The sequence below is a fragment of the Micromonospora vulcania genome (assembly GCF_042658605.1).
Classification (GTDB): domain Bacteria; phylum Actinomycetota; class Actinomycetes; order Mycobacteriales; family Micromonosporaceae; genus Micromonospora; species Micromonospora vulcania.
Genome location: NZ_JBHSQS010000024.1, coordinates 57,143 through 72,142, shown reverse-complemented (window position 1 = coordinate 72,142; position 15,000 = coordinate 57,143). Strand labels below are relative to the sequence as shown.

General features: G+C 71.7%; 15 protein-coding genes. 6 read left to right on the top strand and 9 right to left on the bottom strand.

From position 1 onward, the window contains the following. The first annotated feature begins 180 nt into the window (after nt 1-180). Complete coding sequence (locus ACFQGL_RS27380; protein WP_377515391.1) at nt 181-1,494, top strand: serine hydrolase; 1,314 nt, start codon at nt 181-183, stop codon at nt 1,492-1,494. 7 nt (nt 1,495-1,501) lie between these two features. Here the strand turns inward: ACFQGL_RS27380 and ACFQGL_RS27375 are convergent, their stop codons facing one another. The 4 genes from ACFQGL_RS27375 to ACFQGL_RS27360 form a co-directional block, all read right to left on the bottom strand. After that, nucleotides 1,502-2,287, bottom strand: coding sequence for a hypothetical protein (locus ACFQGL_RS27375; RefSeq protein WP_377515389.1), 786 nt, complete (start codon nt 2,285-2,287; stop codon nt 1,502-1,504). A 91-nt stretch (nt 2,288-2,378) separates the two neighbouring features. Beyond that, on the bottom strand, nt 2,379-3,137 hold the full coding sequence (locus ACFQGL_RS27370) for a MerR family transcriptional regulator (protein ID WP_377515388.1): 759 nt from the start codon (nt 3,135-3,137) through the stop codon (nt 2,379-2,381). 49 nt (nt 3,138-3,186) lie between these two features. Beyond that, nucleotides 3,187-5,454, bottom strand: a complete 2,268-nt coding sequence (locus tag ACFQGL_RS27365) for a putative bifunctional diguanylate cyclase/phosphodiesterase (RefSeq protein ID WP_377515387.1) — start codon at nt 5,452-5,454, stop codon at nt 3,187-3,189. 351 nt (nt 5,455-5,805) lie between these two features. Next, the gene (locus ACFQGL_RS27360; protein ID WP_377515385.1) at nt 5,806-6,039 is read right to left on the bottom strand and encodes a zinc-ribbon domain-containing protein; all 234 of its coding nucleotides are present in this window, start codon (nt 6,037-6,039) and stop codon (nt 5,806-5,808) included. A gap of 71 nt (nt 6,040-6,110) precedes the next feature. On the opposite strand from ACFQGL_RS27360, the gene ACFQGL_RS27355 reads away from it, so the two are divergent. Together ACFQGL_RS27355 and ACFQGL_RS27350 are read left to right on the top strand one after the other, a co-directional pair. Next, nucleotides 6,111-6,476 carry a type II toxin-antitoxin system RelE/ParE family toxin gene (locus ACFQGL_RS27355; protein ID WP_377515384.1) on the top strand — a complete coding sequence of 122 codons (366 nt, stop codon included), beginning with the start codon at nt 6,111-6,113 and terminating at the stop codon, nt 6,474-6,476. Beyond that, nucleotides 6,473-6,790 (top strand): helix-turn-helix domain-containing protein, encoded by a 318-nt coding sequence (locus tag ACFQGL_RS27350; protein WP_377515383.1) that lies wholly within the window; start codon nt 6,473-6,475, stop codon nt 6,788-6,790. Before ACFQGL_RS27355 ends, ACFQGL_RS27350 begins: the two co-directional genes overlap by 4 nt. Before the next feature lie 166 nt (nt 6,791-6,956). Here the strand turns inward: ACFQGL_RS27350 and ACFQGL_RS27345 are convergent, their stop codons facing one another. From ACFQGL_RS27345 to ACFQGL_RS27330, 4 genes are all read right to left on the bottom strand, one after another. Beyond that, nucleotides 6,957-7,835, bottom strand: coding sequence for an SRPBCC family protein (locus ACFQGL_RS27345; RefSeq protein WP_377515382.1), 879 nt, complete (start codon nt 7,833-7,835; stop codon nt 6,957-6,959). Then, the gene (locus ACFQGL_RS27340) at nt 7,828-8,385 is read right to left on the bottom strand and encodes a helix-turn-helix domain-containing protein (RefSeq protein WP_377515381.1); all 558 of its coding nucleotides are present in this window, start codon (nt 8,383-8,385) and stop codon (nt 7,828-7,830) included. Before ACFQGL_RS27340 ends, ACFQGL_RS27345 begins: the two co-directional genes overlap by 8 nt. A gap of 101 nt (nt 8,386-8,486) precedes the next feature. Beyond that, a complete protein-coding gene (locus ACFQGL_RS27335; protein ID WP_377515380.1) occupies nt 8,487-9,830 on the bottom strand; it encodes a class I SAM-dependent methyltransferase in 1,344 nt (447 codons plus the stop codon). Next, nucleotides 9,827-11,224, bottom strand: coding sequence for an FAD-binding oxidoreductase (locus tag ACFQGL_RS27330; RefSeq protein ID WP_377515379.1), 1,398 nt, complete (start codon nt 11,222-11,224; stop codon nt 9,827-9,829). Before ACFQGL_RS27330 ends, ACFQGL_RS27335 begins: the two co-directional genes overlap by 4 nt. Nucleotides 11,225-11,317: 93 nt before the next feature. Between ACFQGL_RS27330 and ACFQGL_RS27325 the strand changes: the two genes are divergently transcribed. Beyond that, nucleotides 11,318-11,788 (top strand): aminoacyl-tRNA deacylase, encoded by a 471-nt coding sequence (locus ACFQGL_RS27325; RefSeq protein WP_377515377.1) that lies wholly within the window; start codon nt 11,318-11,320, stop codon nt 11,786-11,788. 87 nt (nt 11,789-11,875) lie between these two features. Next, a complete protein-coding gene (locus ACFQGL_RS27320; protein WP_377515376.1) occupies nt 11,876-12,583 on the top strand; it encodes an RICIN domain-containing protein in 708 nt (235 codons plus the stop codon). Nucleotides 12,584-12,596: 13 nt separating this feature from the next. Here ACFQGL_RS27320 and ACFQGL_RS27315 read toward each other — a convergent pair whose 3' ends face one another. Further along, nucleotides 12,597-13,901 carry an MFS transporter gene (locus tag ACFQGL_RS27315; RefSeq protein ID WP_377515375.1) on the bottom strand — a complete coding sequence of 435 codons (1,305 nt, stop codon included), beginning with the start codon at nt 13,899-13,901 and terminating at the stop codon, nt 12,597-12,599. Between the two features lie 71 nt (nt 13,902-13,972). Between ACFQGL_RS27315 and ACFQGL_RS27310 the strand changes: the two genes are divergently transcribed. Next, entirely contained in the window at nt 13,973-14,962 is a 990-nt protein-coding gene (locus ACFQGL_RS27310; RefSeq protein ID WP_377515374.1) for a GlxA family transcriptional regulator, read from the top strand. Nucleotides 14,963-15,000 lie beyond the last annotated feature (38 nt).

The window sequence follows — 15,000 nt, the reverse complement described above, 5'->3', positions numbered from 1 at the left end:
TCAGCCTCGGAGGCCCCCGACCCCAACTCCCTGGAAGATGATCACCAGCGACCCACGAATCGAGCAGAAGACCCATATTTATGCCTCTGAGGTATATCGCTCGTCGAGGCATGGCCGCTCGGACGGGTGACGCTCGTCCCGGCGACCCCACCCGCCTCCCGCGCTTCATATCGTGCAAACGTGAGAAAAAGCGACAAGAAGCGCTCATCTTCCGTGCCGTGGCCGTTCGCCCTCGTACCCCTGAAATGGCTGACGGCGGCGGTCGCGCTGGCGGTGGTCGCGACGACCGGGCCGGCCACCGCCGACGGCCCCGGCCCACAACCAACACCAGAGCCGGGGTACGGCGCGGAGCCGACGCCGGAGCGCGCGCCGACCAGCGAGGTGTCCTGGCTGTCGTTCCCCGGCGGGGTGTTCGCGGTGGACTCGCTCGGGCACACCGTGCGTTACCGGGCCTGCGACGGCGACACCGGCCGGGTCGCCGATCCGGACATGCGGGTCGCCTCCGGGGTGGCCAGCGGCGAGGTCGTCGTGGAGGGCCGGAGCTTCCGCTACCGGGTGCCGCTGATCGGGCGGACCCGGGGCGCGGTCGTGGTGTCCGGGCCGCAGGCCCAGCCGGTGGAGCTGACCGGCGTGGTGGTCACCAGCCCGCAGCCGCCCACCGATCCGGTCGCGGGAGCCGAACTGTTCCCGCTCAGCGGCCAGCTCGCCCGGGTGGTCGCCGACGCCAGCCTCAACCCGGCCGGGGTCACCGTCCGCGACCTGTCCGGCCGGTACGGCGACCAGCAGATCGCGGTCAACGGCGCACTCCGTCCCAAGGCGGCCAGTGTGATCAAGCTGTGGATCCTGGTCGAGCTGCTCCGCCGGGTCGACTGTGGACAGGTCCCGCTCGACGCGGGTGTGCTGGTCACCCCGGCCGACGTGGTCGGCGGCACCGGTCAACTCCAGTACGAGACGTTTCCGCAGGTGGTGACGCTGCGCCGGCTCGCCCAGTACCTGATCAAGTACAGCGACAACATCGCCGCGAACGTGCTGATCACCTACCTGGGCGGGTTCGCCCCGGTCAACGCGTTGATCGACTCGATGAACCAGCGATCGACCATCCTGGCCCGCCGGATGCTCGACAGCGCGGCCGCGCTGCGCGGCGAGGAGAACTACACCAGCCCGGACGACGTGGTGTCGCTGCTCGGCGCGGTCTGGGACGACGAGATCCTCACCCCCGCCTCCCGGGACCTGATGATCGGCTTCATGCGGGAGCAGACCCTGAACACCAAGATCCCGGCCGCCCTGCCGCCCGGCGTGCCGGTGGCGCACAAGACCGGTGACCTGCCGGACGTCTCACACGACGTCGGCTACTACCTGATCCCCGGGTCGGAGACGGCCGTCGCGTTCCTCACCGCCGGGCCGATGGCCACCGGTGACGAGACGGTCCGTCGGATGGCCCGTACCGTCTACGACTTCCTGGTCGAACCGGCCGACGGGGCGTACGAGGAGTGAGCCGGGGTCAGGCGCCCGGGATGTTGGCCGGCGGGTCCTCGCCGACCTGGTCGGCCGCCGGCGGGTCGGCCGTCACCGGCAGGCCGAAGTCCGAGTACGTCAGGTCGAGCTGGGCGGTCTGCGACTGCTCACTGGCCAGCTCGATCCGGTAGCGGACCAGCCGCCCCTGCTCGTCGACGGCGGCGGTGAACGGCACCGCCGCGGCCCGGTCGCCGAGCACCTGGTCGACGCCGCTGCCCAGCAGCGCGCCACTCTCGCGCAGGTCCAGCGTGCCGGCGTACTCGCGTACCCCGGTCTGCCGGACCCCGGCCGGCGCGGCCAGCGTGCCGGCCAGCCGGGTGTTGTCCAGGCCCTGCTTGCCGGCCGGCTTGCCCGGTTTGCCGACGTGCCACCAGGTGCGGCCGTCCCAGACCGTGATCCGCCGGTCCGGTGCGGTGACCCGCACGTAGACGTCCGATCCGGTGGTCAGCCGCTCGATCTTCACCTCGCCGTTGGGCACCTTGAGTGAGGTGGTCTCCAGGCCGCGCCGCGCCTTCGGATCCCACACCAGCACCGTGCCGTCCCCGCCGCCCGTGCCGCCGGCCGCCACGGTCAGCTTGTACGGCTGCGCGTCGACCTTGGCGGCGGCGGCGACCAGCACGCTGACCGGGTCCGTCGCGACCGGGGCCGGCGACGAATCGGCTGCCGGACGGCCGGCGTCCGGCTCGTCGCCGACGGCCACCAGGGCCCACACCCCGGCGGCGACCGCCACGGCGAGGACGGCGCCAGCGGCGATCAGCTTCGGCTTCTTCACGGTCATCTCCCCCGAGCGGCGCACCACCGGCCGGTGGCCGATCGACGCTGACCGCGGTGCGGTCCGGCCAGAGTAGCCGGACCGCACCGGCTCACGCGCGGCTGATCGCGTTGGCGTGGATCGCCTCGTTCAGGTAGGCCGCCAGCCCTGGCGCGACGTTCTCGTAGTGCGCGGTGAACCGCTCGTCGGCGAGGTACATGTCGGCCAGCCCGGTGTGCATCTCGTACGAGCACTCGTAGAACCAGCGGTTGATGATCTGCCGGTGCTCCTCGGCCAGCTCCCTCGCCTCCGGGCCGTCGGCCGGTGCGCCGGAGGCCAGCAGCGCGACGATCCGCCGACCCCAGTCCTCGTTCTCCGCCTTGTTCCGCAGCCAGTCGTCCCTGGTGTAGCGAGAGACCCGCCGGTTCGACTCCCGGTACGCGTCGGTGTCGCCCCAACGCTGCTCGGCCTCGGCCTCGTGCTCCTCCGGGTCGAAGTCGCCGAAGACCTCGAACCGCTCCTGCGGGGTGAGTTGGATGTTCACCTTGCTCGCCTCCATCGCGAACTCGATCGCCGTGACCATCTCCTGCAACCGCTTGATCCGTACCGTCAGCAGTTCGTGCTGGCGGCGGAGGTGCGCGGCCGGACTGGCCGCCGGGTCGTCGATGATCGCGGCGATCTCTTCCAGCGGGAAACCCAGCTCCCGGTAGTACCGGACGAGCTGCAACCGCTCCAGGTCCGCGTCGTCGTAGCGGCGGTAGCCGGCCGAGGTCCGTCCGCTCGGCGAGAGCAGCCCGATCTCGTCGTAGTGATGCAGCGTCCGTACCGTCACGCCGGCGACCTTCGCCACCTGACCCACCGTGTACGCCATGGTCCCCTCCCTTCCGGGAACCAGGCTGCCGCCTGCCGCTACGTGAGGGTCAACTCCGATTCTGACCCACCGTTGCCGGGTGGTCCGGCCGCCCGTACAGATAGCCCTGCCCGCGTGGACAGCCGATCCGGGTGACCGCCTCGTGCTGCCGCTCGGTCTCCACCCCCTCGGCCACCACCGACAGGTCGAAAGCGTCGGCCAGCCGGGTGACCATCTGCACCGTGGCGTACGCCCGGTCGTCGCCGGTGTCGAGCCGGGACACGAACGAACGGTCGATCTTGAGCTCGGTGGCGGGGATGCGGTGCAGGTAGCTCAACGACGAGTACCCGGTACCGAAGTCGTCGATGGCGATCTTGATGCCCAGCTCCCGGAGCTGCCGCAGCCGCTCCAGCACCGCCTCGGTCCCCTCGATCAACGCCGACTCGGTCAGCTCCAGGGTCAACGCGCGCGGTGCCAACCCGGCGCTCGCGGTGGCCGCGGTGACCGTGGCGATCAGGTCCGGACGGCGCAGGTGCGCGGCGGCGATGTTGACCGCGACGGTCGCCTCCGGTGCCCGCCCGCGCCAGGTCGCCGCTGCCCGGCACGCCTCGTGGATCACCCAACGGTCGATCGGCACGATCAGCCCGGTCTCCTCGGCCAGCGGCAGGAACCGGGCCGGCGACAGCACCCCGAGCCGCGGATGCCGCCAACGCACCAACGCCTCGGCGCTGAGCACCGCGCCGGTGCTCAGATCGACGATGGGTTGGAACTCCAGTTGCAACTGCCTCTCGTCGACCGCCCGACGCAGGTCGGCGATCAGCTCGGCCCGGGAGACGGCCGACTCGCGCAGCAGCGGGGTGCACGTCCGGTACGCGGACTTGCCGGCCGCCTTGGCCGCGTACATGGCGATGTCGGCGTCGCGCAGCAGGTCGCTGTGGGAGGTGTGCTGCGGGCCGTACTCGGCGATGCCGATGCTCGCCGACGGGTGTACGCCGGCGTCCTCCTCGCCGTCGGAGGGTTGCAGCGCCTGTAGCAGCCGTTCGGCCAGCCGCTCCGGTGGCACCGGTCGATCGCCGTCGACCAGTACCGCGAACTCGTCGCCGCCGAGCCGGGCGATCGTTCCGTCACCCGCCACCGCCGTCCGCATCCGGGCCGCCAGCCCGGTCAGCAGGGTGTCACCGGTGGCGTGCCCAAAACGGTCGTTGACCTGCTTGAACCCGTCCAGGTCGAGCAGCAGCACGGCCACCGGCCGGCCGTCGCGCAGGGCCAGGCGCAGCCGTCGGTTGAACATCAACCGGTTGGGCAGTCCGGTGAGCTGGTCGTCGTACGCCAGCCGACGCAGCCGGGCCACCAGGCGCAGGTTCTCGTTGGCGGCCAACCCCTGCCGCAGGGCGAGGGCCGCCAGCAACGCCATCATGGTCACGAAGAGCAGGTGCGGAGACTGCCCGGTGGGCCGACGGGCCACCACCACCGCGATGATCGCCCCGCCGACCGGCAGGTACGGCAACGCCACGCGCCACCACGGCGGCGGCGCTGACTCGGCGGTGTCCTCGGTGCCGTCGCAGTCCGGCGGTGGCGGGTAGCGGGTGGCCAGGCCGATCAGCAGGTAGGTCAGCGGCCAGCAGACGTCGATCAGGTGACCGGGCGTGTAGTTCCCCTGCGCGACCAGCGAGACGTAGCCGACGTCGGCCACCACCCGGATGGCGAAACTCACCGCGAGCACACTCATCGGCCGCCACACCGGTCGGCCCGGCCCGACGACCGTGAGCAGGATGGTCAGCTGCATGAGGTCGAACACCGGGAAGAGCAACCCCAGCGTGCGTGCCGAATCGGCCAACTCGGCGGCGGCGACCCCCCGGAACACCAGCACCCAGCCGATCGGCACCAGGGCCAGCGCGACGATCACCCCGTCCAGCAGCGTCCGGGCCCGCCCGACGCCGGTCCGTGGCGCGGAGGGCGAGCAGAGCAGCGCGGCGGCGCCGGTGAGGATGCCGGCGGTGAAGATCGCCCCGACCAGCGGCGTGTGCGGCAGTGTGCCGCCGGTGACCCGCTGCGCGGTCCAGATCGCCCGGCCGAACGCGGCCAGCGCCATGGTGGCCGCGAGCAGCGTCCAGAATCTGCGCAGCGGGGTCGGGTGACAGCGGGCCACCCCGGCGCAGGCGACGGTCGCCCAGCCGGCGACCAGCAGCGCGCCCAGGTCACTGACCAGCGCGGCGCCGGGCAGCGCGGCGGCCAACCAGCCCGCCTCCGAGACCAGCACCATCCCGGCGACGAACAGCCCGGCGCGGCCCGTCCGGGTGAATCCCCCCGCGGCCTGCTTGACCTCCTGTGGCGACACGGTCGCTCCGGCTCTTCGTCGTACGTGCACCCTCGGATGGACCAGTCCACGGCAAACTTCGAAAGCCTAGCCAGCGGGCGAGACACCCGCCAGAGCCCGAATGTCCACACAGGTCAGCGCAACCCCTTGCGGGCGGCCCCTTGCGCATCCGCGCCCACACCCCAGGGTCAGCGGCCGGCGGAGCGGTTCCAGGGTGAGCGGGGCAGCGCGGTGCCGGCCAGCGGACGGCGGACGCGGCGACGTCTGCGCCGACCGGGGGTGCACGGCGGTCGCGAGACGGTGTGCACAGCGGGACCGGTGGGCTCGTCCTGCCAACCGATCAACCAGCAGAGGAAGCGTGGCATCGCGGGTTCAGCCGACCGGGAGACGCTCGACGTCGGACTTGGCGATCTCGTACTCCGCCGCACAGTACGTGCACTGCTGCGCGTACCGGGTGCGGATCGGGATGAGGGGAACGAAGAAGAGGGTGAACTTCGTCGAGCGGCGGGTGATCACCTGTGCGGCCTGGTTGCCGCAGTTACGGCACACCTGCTGCACGACACCCAACCGGTCGACCTTGGTACGCAGGCCGAAGATGAAGAACATCGCACATCAGTACCCACTCCACCCGCACAAATCACCAAGTGACCTGGTTTAGCGATTGGTATACTCTCGCGGTGCGCCAGGAGGAGTGGGACGTCTTCATCGTCGACGAGGTCCGTGCCTGGATCGACAGCCTGGACCAGGCAGCGTTCGCCCGGGTCGTGCAGGCGATCGACGCGCTCGCCGAAGCCGGGCCAGGACTCGGCCGACCGCTGGTCGATACGATCACCGGGTCCTCGATCGCGAATCTGAAGGAGCTGCGACCTGGCACCGTCCGCATCCTCTTCGTCTTCGATCCTTGGCGTTCCAGCATTCTGCTCGTCGCTGGGGACAAGGCAGGCCAGTGGACGAGTTGGTATCGGCATGCCATCCCGCTCGCGGAGCAACGCTACGAGATCTACCTGAAAGAACGCGCACAGCAGGAGGGGGGACAGCGGTGAGTGGTCATGTGCGGTGGACGGACATCCGGGCCGAGTACGTGCAGCGCGCCGGCGGCGAGGCGGCTGTCCAAGCGGGCAGGGAGGAGCTGCTCGCGCAGGTCGTCGGGCACCGTCTCGCTGAGGTACGACGCAGCCGCGGTTTCACGCAGCAGCAGATCGCCGAGCGGATGGGTGTGACCAAGGGGCGGGTTTCCCAGATCGAGCAGGGCCGCATCTCCGGTCAGGAAGTGGTGGCCCGGTACGCCGCAGCCCTAGGTGGCCGACTGCACCAGGCCATCTACTTCGATGACGGAGACATCGCCGCCATCGCCTGAGTCGTCGATCACTGTCGCCCCGAACACTCCTCCAAGCGCGGCCCCGGGCACGGGTTGGCGGCGGACCGGCCTGCGATCGTGCTCGATCCAGGATGTCGTGCCCTCACGGTGCGAACGAGGCCACTACATCCTTGATCGAGCACGATCGCGAGACCGGGTCACGCGTTCAGCTGGCTGCTCCGGTCGGCTGGGGGTCCAGGCCGGGCACCTCGGTGGCGAGCCAGATCGGCTGCCAGTCCGGCATCTCGTGGAAGCGGCGCAGCTCGGCCAACCCGGACACCGAACCGGTCCAGGCCCCGTACGGGGGGTTGGTCTCGTCGAAGCCGCTCTGCACGAACGTCAGCGTGGTCCGCCCGTTGGACTCGGCCAGTTCCCAGGTCGACACCCCGGTGGGGCCCCAGTCGATGCTCATCTTGCGGCCCGGCTCCAGGTCGACCACCTTGGCCGCGTAGCCGGTCTCGAAGCCGCCCATGGCGTACCGGCCGCCGACCCAGGGCTCGATCCCGATCGGGTAGCCGAACCACGCGCTGGCCTGCTCCGAGTCGGTCAGCGACTCCCACACCTTGTCGGCGGGGGCGGCGATGACCAGTTCCCCGCGCAGGTCGGCGGAGGTGAAGTCGGTCCTCGGCAGCAGCGCCCGGCCCTCCAGGTGGGCGGCCAGGTTGGCGATGGACAGCGCCCAGTAGGTCTGCAGCACGCCTCGGATGCTGCTGCCGCTCATCGCCTCGGCGAAGTCGAAGTGGCTCTGCGTCAGCGACAGCACGGTGCTGCCCGGGCCCTCGGCGGCGAGCCGCAGCTCGGTGGTGGTCTCCACCCCGTCGAGCAGCCAGGAGAAGCGCAGCGTGTCGTCGTCGGCGTGCAGCAGGCTCTGGTGCGGGGCGTCGCCCTCGGGCGTGAAGCGGCCCCAGAACTCGTACCGCTGGGGCAGCTCGACCTCGGCGTGCTCGGCCAGCCAGAGGCGCAGCTCGGCCGGGTCGGTCAGGGCCTGGCGGACGCGCTCGATCGGCGCGGAGAGACGGGCGTGCACCTTCAACGGCTCACTCATTGTTGGTCCCTTTCGGGTAGCAGGCCACGGCGAGCTTGAAGGCATCCCCTTCGCTTCCGCCGTAGCGCGTGAACAGGTCTTGCAGTGCGGTTTGCAGGTCGTGCATGAACTGCTGTCGTTGCTCGGCGGGGACCCGGATCTCGCCGGACACCCCGATCGAGGGCAGCTCGGGCGCCGCCCGGTCCAGGCCCGCGATGTCGGCCTGGACCTCCTCCATCAGGTCGAGCAGGTAGCCCAGGCTCAGCTCGTCGCGGGCCCGACGCAGCCCGATCCGGCCGACGAGCCGGGGGGAGAGCCAGTAGGACCGCGCGGCGGCCTGGTAGATGCCCTCGGTGATGCCGCGGACCTTGCGCTCGTTGACGAGGTCGACGAGGCCGGCCGCGACGAGCTGCTTGACGTGGTAGTAGACGCGCTGTGGCGTCTGGTCGAGTCGGGCCGCGACCTCGGTGCAGGTGCGCGGTTCGGCCAGTTGCCGCAGCACCTCGACGCGCTGCGGCTTGAGCAGGACTTCGGCCTGCTCGATCTGCTCCAGGTACAGGACATCCTTCATGGCAAAATCAGTTTGTACGTACAAAACTTGTTTGTCAATCGCTTCGCGAAAAGCCGCGCCGACTTTTCGGCGCGGCTTCTCGCGGTACGACGGCGGTCAGCTCACGGCAGCCAGTCCGGCCGCAGCGGGTAGCTGCTCTCACCCTTCGGGCCGGTACGGGTGGCCAGCACCTGGTGCAGCTGGATCTCATTGCGCTCGAACGCCATCCGCGAGCCGGCCATGTAGAGCCCCCACACCCGCGCGGTGCCCGCGCCGACCTCGGAGACGCAGAAGTCCCAGTTGTCGACCAGGTTGCGACACCAGGCGGCCAGCGTCAGCGCGTAGTGCTGGCGCAGGTTCTCCTCGTGGTGCACCTCCAGCCCTACGTCGTGCACCTCGCTGATCAGGCGACCCGGGCCGGCCAACTCGCCGTCCGGGAAGACGTACCGGTCGATGAACGCGCCGGAGCGGTGCGGCGCCCGGTTGTTCGCCCGGGTGATGGTGTGGTTGAGCAGCCGCGCGTCCGGCCGCAGCCGGTCCCGCAGAGCCCCGAAGTAGGCCGGGTAGTTGCGCACCCCGATGTGCTCGGTCAGCCCGATCGAGGAGATGGCGTCGAACTGCTCCATCGGCGCGTCCCGGTAGTCCAGGTGCCGCACCTCGGCCAGCTCGGTCAGCCCCTCCCGCTCGATCGCGGCCTGCGCCCACTGCGCCTGCGCCTTCGACAGCGTCACGCCGAGCGCCTTCACGCCGTACTCGCGGGCCGCGTGCCGGACCATGCCGCCCCAGCCGCAGCCCACGTCGAGCAGCCGCATCCCCGGCTTGAGCGCCAGCTTGTTGGCGACCAGGTCGTACTTCGACGCCTGGGCCTGCTCCAGGGTGTCCTCCGGAGACCGGAAGACCGCGCAGGTGTACGTCATCGACGGGCCGAGCACCTTCTCGTAGAAGGCGTTGGAGACGTCGTAGTGGTGCGAGATCGCCGTGCTGTCCCGCACGCGCGAGTGCCGCAGCCCGTTCACCACCCGCTTCCAGCGCGGCTGCGCCTCCTGCGGCGGGGCCGGCGGGGGCATCAGGCGCTCCCAGCCCAGCCCGCGGACCAGCGCCAGCCCCTCGCTCAGCGACGGCGGGCGCAGCCGCAGCTCGTCCTTGAGCACCCGCAGCGCCTCGTACGGGTCGCCCGGGTGCACCCCCTGCAACGCCAGGTCGCCACTCACGTACGCCCGGGCCATGCCCAGGTCGCCGGGGGCGGTGAGCAGGTACGACAGACCCCGCTCGGAGCGGATCGACAGGGTGATCCCGGCGTCCGACGGGCCGACCGCGCTGCCGTCGTACCCGGTGATCCGCACCGGCAGCGGCCCGGCGGTGACCGCGCGGACCACGTCCGCAACAGTCGGTCCCGGTTGCCGGCCCCCCGCCGGCGGTGTGGCTGAGGCGCTCGCCGCGCCCTGGTCGCGATCGGTCAGGCTCATGCTCGTGCTACCGCCTTTTCGTACAGTCCCGTCAGCCGGTGGTCCGGGTCGTAGCGGTCCCTCACCGCACGCCACGTCTCGCCGCCGTAGAGACGGTCGAAGGCGTCCCGGTCGTAGTACGCGTCCGAGTAGAGCGACTTGTGCCCACCCGACTCCGACACCGTGCGTTCGATCGTGCGGTTGACGTCGCCGTCGGCGGCGCCCTGCGCGATCGGCACGCTCCCCCAGAACCCAATGTTGACGTAGTCCTGCCCCGGCCGGAGCGGATACAGCGGCCAGGACCGGGCCGAGCCGGGACCCGCCGGCTCGCGCAACCGCAACGGACAGAGCCACACCGGGGTCATCCCCACCGCGCCGGCGAACCAGCGCAGGAAGTCAGCCATGCGTTCCAGCGGGATCTCGACGTCCTGCACCACCCGCTCGCGGGCGGGCTGGCCGCGCAGCCGGTCGATCCGGGCCGCCACCTGGTGACGGTGCTCCAGCCGGACCAGCCGGTGGTAGACGTCGCTGCGCCGGTAGCGCGACGGCCAGAGCCGCCGCACCACCGGGTGCTGTGCGCCGAACGCCGCCGAGCACCAGAACCAGTCGGTGTCCCAGCGCCAGAGATAGTCGTACGCGGTGAGCACGTCGCGGGTGCGCTGGCGTAGCGACCGGTAGTAGATCGCCTGCCCGGTGTAGTCGCTCGGCGGCCCCGCCTCGTCGGTGAACGTGGCCAGCACCAGGTACGACTCGCCGGGGCTGAACATCACCCCGTCCATCGCGTCGACCCGCTCACCGGCCCAGGAGCGGGTCGCGGTCACCTCGGCGATCGCGTCGGCCAGCTCCTCCAGCCGGGTGAACCGGATGTTGCGCAGGGCCACGTACCGGCCGACCGGTTGCAGCTCGATGCGCAGCCGGGTGGAGTAGCCGAGGCTGCCCAGCGAATTGGGGAACGCGGCGAACAGGTCGGCGTGCTCACCGTCGGGTCGGGCGGTGACGATCTCTCCCGAGCCGGTGAGGATGTCCAGTTCACGCACCGACTCGTGGGGCAGACCGTTGCGGAACGAGGTCGACTCGATGCCCAGGCCGGTCACCGCCCCACCCAGGGTGATGGTGCGCAACTGCGGCACCACCAGCGGCATCAGCCCGTGCGGCAGCGTCGCGTCGACGAGGTCCTCGTAGGTGCACATGCCCTGCACGTCGGCGGTACGCCCGGCCGGGTCGACCGAGAGCACCCGACCGAGGCCACTCACGTCGAGCCCGGGGACCCGGGGTGCGGACCGGGGACGGAACAGGTTGGAGGTGCGTTTGGCCAGCCGGACAGGCTCGCCCGTGGGCACCGCGGCGTACGACCGCCGCAGCGTGTCCACCGCTTGATCATGGTCAATGGGGTGATCCACACGCTCAGCGCGCATGTGATCACCTTACGCCCGGACCGGGGAAACGGTGGGATGTCATCGGTGGCCTTTTCCCGTCCGGTGGAAGTCACGACGGTTACCGTGGCGTGCATGGCATCGCCCGCGATCATCGCCCTGGACGCCGCCGGACTGCCCTACCGGCTGCTGCGCCAGGGCGAGGTCGGCAGCCTCGGCGAGGCCGCCGCGGCTCGCGGCGTGGCCGTTCCGGACGTGGTCAAGACGATCGTGGTCCGTCGGGCCGCGGACGAGCACCTGTTCGTGCTCACCCCCGGCGACCGGGTCATCTCCTGGCCCAAGCTGCGCGCCCTGCTCGGGGTGCACCGGCTCTCCATGCCGGACGCGGCGGGCGCCCTGGCCGCCACCGGCTACGAGCGCGGCACCATCACCCCGTTCGGCGCGAGCACGGCCTGGCCGGTCATCGCCGACGAGCGGCTACGCGGCCGGCAGATCACGTTGGGCGCCGGTGAACGCGGTCTCGCCGTCGCGGTCGACGCCGACGCGACGATCGCCGCGCTGGCGGCCACCGTGGCGGATGTCACCGACCCTCAGCCAACCCGCTGAGCGGTGTCACCGTCGGTGGGCGTCGTCGGCTGACCCGGTGGTGGCCGGACTGGCACCGACCCGCCGGGGTGGGTGAGGATGGCGCCTATGTCCGCGCCCGAGGAACGACCCGGCCCCGCCGGCACCGTCTACGGCGGTCGCCGCGCGGCACCCCGCCCCGGCCTGCTGAGCGACCCGCTGCTGCGGGTGGCGCTGGCGGTCGCGCTGGTCGGCGTACTCCTGGGGGTGGTCTTCGCCACCGGGCTGTTCGACGGTGACGACGAGCCGGTGGTGCCGGCGACGGTCAGCGCGCCGACCAGCGCGGCGGAACCCACCACCCCGGCGGCCGAACCGAGCCCGGCCGAGCCATCGCCGACCCCGTCGGCCACCACCCCGGCCGCGCCGCCCACCGGCCCCCGGATGTTGCGCGTCGCGTCCGGGCTCTGCCTGGGGACCGACGGCGACGGCCAGGCGGCGGAAGCGGTGTTGGCCACCTGCACCGGCGGCCCGGAGCAGCAGTGGGTGGTCAGTCCGGCCGGCGCCGACACGGTGACGCTGGCCAACGCCGCCCACGGGCAGTGCCTCGACGTCGAGGGTGCCAGCGCGGACGACGGCGCGCGCATTCTGCAATTCGCCTGTCATGGCGGGGCCAACCAGCAGTGGCGGCTGTCCGCCACCGGCACCGGCCCGGTGCTGCTCGTCGCCGCGCACAGCGGCAAGTGCGGGCAGGCCGACGACGACGGCACCGAGGCCGGCGACAAGATCCGGCAGCGACCCTGCGACGGCCGGCCCGCCCAGCTGTGGACCGTGGGCTGACCGGCCAGCTTCCTCAGCCTCGGAAGCTCCAGGCCCGAGGCGCGGTCGCGGCGACCAGCACCGTCTCCGGCACCGGCCGGCCCGGCCTCCGGCGCAGCAGCAACGACAGTCCGGCCGCCCCGATCGACAGCCCCCCGGCCACGTACCAGGCCATCGCGTAGTCGCCGAGCTGGTCCCGGACCAGGCCCGCAGCCGTCGCCGCGAACGCCGCACCGAGCTGGTGGGCGGCGAACACCCAGCCGAACACCACCGCGCCGGCGGTGCCGAAGTACTCCCGGCACAGCGCGACCGTCGGCGGCACGGTGGCCACCCAGTCCAGGCCGTAGAAGATGATGAACACCAGCATGCTCGGCCTGGCGGTGCCGGCGAACAGGGTCGGCAGCACCAGCAGCGACGCCCCACGCAGCGCGTAGTAGGCGCCGAGCAGCAGCCGGCTGTCCACCCGGTCGGTCAGCCAGCCGGAGGCGATCGTGCCGACGATGTCGAACAGCCCGACCAGGGCGAGCAGCCCGGCGGCGGTCGTCTCGGCCATGCCGTGGTCGTGCGCGGCCGGCACGAAGTGCGTACCGACCAGGCCGTTGGTGGTCGCGCCGCAGATCGCGAACCCGCCGGCCAGCAGCCAGAACGGCCGGGTCCGGGCCGCGGCGGCCAGAGCACCCAGCGCCCGGGTCGCCGCACCGCCGGTCGGCGGCGGCGCCGCGACGACCTCGGTCGCGCCGTAGGCGGGCAGGCCGAGATCCGCCGGGTGTTCGCGCAGCAACCACACCACCAGGGGTACGACCGCCAGCGCCGCTCCGGCCACGACGAGCGCCGCCGTGCGCCAACCGTGGTCGCGCACCAGCACCGCGATGAGCGGCAGGAACACCAGTTGGCCGGCCGCCCCGCCGGCGGTCAGCACACCGGTGACCAGGCCTCGGCGGCGGACGAACCAGCGACCGGTAACGGTGGCCACGAAGGCCAGCGCCATCGAGCCGGTGCCCAGCCCGACCAGCACGCCCCAGCACAGCAGCAGTTGCCAGCTGGCGGTCATGAAGACCGTCAGGCCGCTGCCGGCGGCGACCAGCAGCAGCGCCACCGAGACCACCCGGCGGATGCCGAACCGGTCCATCAGCGCGGCGGCGAACGGCGCGGTGAGCCCATAGAGCAGCAGGTTGACCGAAACGGCTGCGGAGATCGTGGCCAGCGGCCAGCCGAACTCCTCGTGCAGCGGGTGCAGCAGCACCGAGGGGGTGGCCCGGAAACCGGCCGCGCCGACCAGCGCCACGAAGGCGACGGCGGCGACCAGCCAGGCGGGGTGCAGACGGCGGTTCTTTGTCACGCTGGCCAGTCTCGCTGGCACCGCGAGTGACGACGAGTGGCCGGAAAGCCATCGTGCGCAATAATCGGGCCATGAGCGTACGTCCGCACCGGATCGCCGTACTCGCCCTCGACGAGGTGGTCGGCCTCGATCTCGGCACCCCGTCCCAGGTCTTCAGCACCGCCCGCAGCGCCGACGACACCCACCTGTACGACGTACGGGTGTGCACCCCGGGTGGCCGGCCGGTCCGCAGCACCGCCGGCTTCCAGGTGCTCCCGGACCACGGGCTGGAGTTGCTCGACACCGCCGACACGGTGATCGTCCCCGGCATCCACGGTGGCAGCGCGCTGAGCTCGGGCGTCCTCGACGAGGAGGTGGCCGAGGCGCTGCGCTCTGCCTACCGGCGGGGTGCCCGGGTCATGTCGATCTGCACCGGCGCGTTCGTGCTGGCCGCCGCCGGGCTGCTGGACGGGCACCGGGCCACCACCCACTGGGCGTACGCGGAGCTGTTCCGCCGGCTGCACAGCCGGGTGGACCTCGACCCGGCCGTACTCTTCATCGTCGACGACCGGATGCTCACCTCGGCCGGGGTGGCCGCCGGCATCGACCTCTGCCTGCACGTCATCCGCCTCGACCACGGCAGCGAGGTGGCCAACCGGGCGGCCCGCCGATGCGTGATGCCGCCGTGGCGCGACGGCGGCCAGGCGCAGTACATCGAACGGCCGGTGCCGAAGCCCACCGACACCAGCACAGCGGGCGCCCGGGAGTGGGCCCGGCAGCGGTTGCACGAACCGGTCGCGCTTCGTGACCTCGCCGAACAGGCCCGGATGAGCGTACGGACCTTCACCCGCCGGTTCCGTTCCGAGACCGGCCTGAGCCCGGCGCAGTGGCTGCTGCACCAACGCACCGACCACGCTCGCCTGCTGCTGGAGACCACCGACCTCACCGTCGACCAGATCGCCCGACGCTGCGGCTTCGGGACCACCGCCGCCCTGCGCCAACAACTGCACCAGCGCATCGGCGTCAATCCCACCACCTACCGCCGAACGTTCCACCCCCGCCCGGAGCTGGTCGAAGGCTGATCCACGACACGCGCTGGGGTGGGGCTTTCCGCGCCGGG

Excerpts from the sequence above, each read along its gene's own strand:
- ACFQGL_RS27370 (WP_377515388.1), bottom strand. The coding sequence starts at position 3,137 with ATGGCGTACACGGTGGGTCAGGTGGCGAAGGTCGCCGGCGTGACGGTA.
- ACFQGL_RS27360 (WP_377515385.1), bottom strand. The coding sequence starts at position 6,039 with ATGTTCTTCATCTTCGGCCTGCGTACCAAGGTCGACCGGTTGGGTGTC.
- ACFQGL_RS27345 (WP_377515382.1), bottom strand. The coding sequence starts at position 7,835 with ATGAGTGAGCCGTTGAAGGTGCACGCCCGTCTCTCCGCGCCGATCGAG.
- ACFQGL_RS27340 (WP_377515381.1), bottom strand. The coding sequence starts at position 8,385 with ATGAAGGATGTCCTGTACCTGGAGCAGATCGAGCAGGCCGAAGTCCTG.
- ACFQGL_RS27335 (WP_377515380.1), bottom strand. The coding sequence starts at position 9,830 with ATGAGCCTGACCGATCGCGACCAGGGCGCGGCGAGCGCCTCAGCCACA.
- ACFQGL_RS27330 (WP_377515379.1), bottom strand. The coding sequence starts at position 11,224 with ATGCGCGCTGAGCGTGTGGATCACCCCATTGACCATGATCAAGCGGTG.
- ACFQGL_RS27325 (WP_377515377.1), top strand. The coding sequence starts at position 11,318 with ATGGCATCGCCCGCGATCATCGCCCTGGACGCCGCCGGACTGCCCTAC.
- ACFQGL_RS27320 (WP_377515376.1), top strand. The coding sequence starts at position 11,876 with ATGTCCGCGCCCGAGGAACGACCCGGCCCCGCCGGCACCGTCTACGGC.
- ACFQGL_RS27310 (WP_377515374.1), top strand. The coding sequence starts at position 13,973 with ATGAGCGTACGTCCGCACCGGATCGCCGTACTCGCCCTCGACGAGGTG.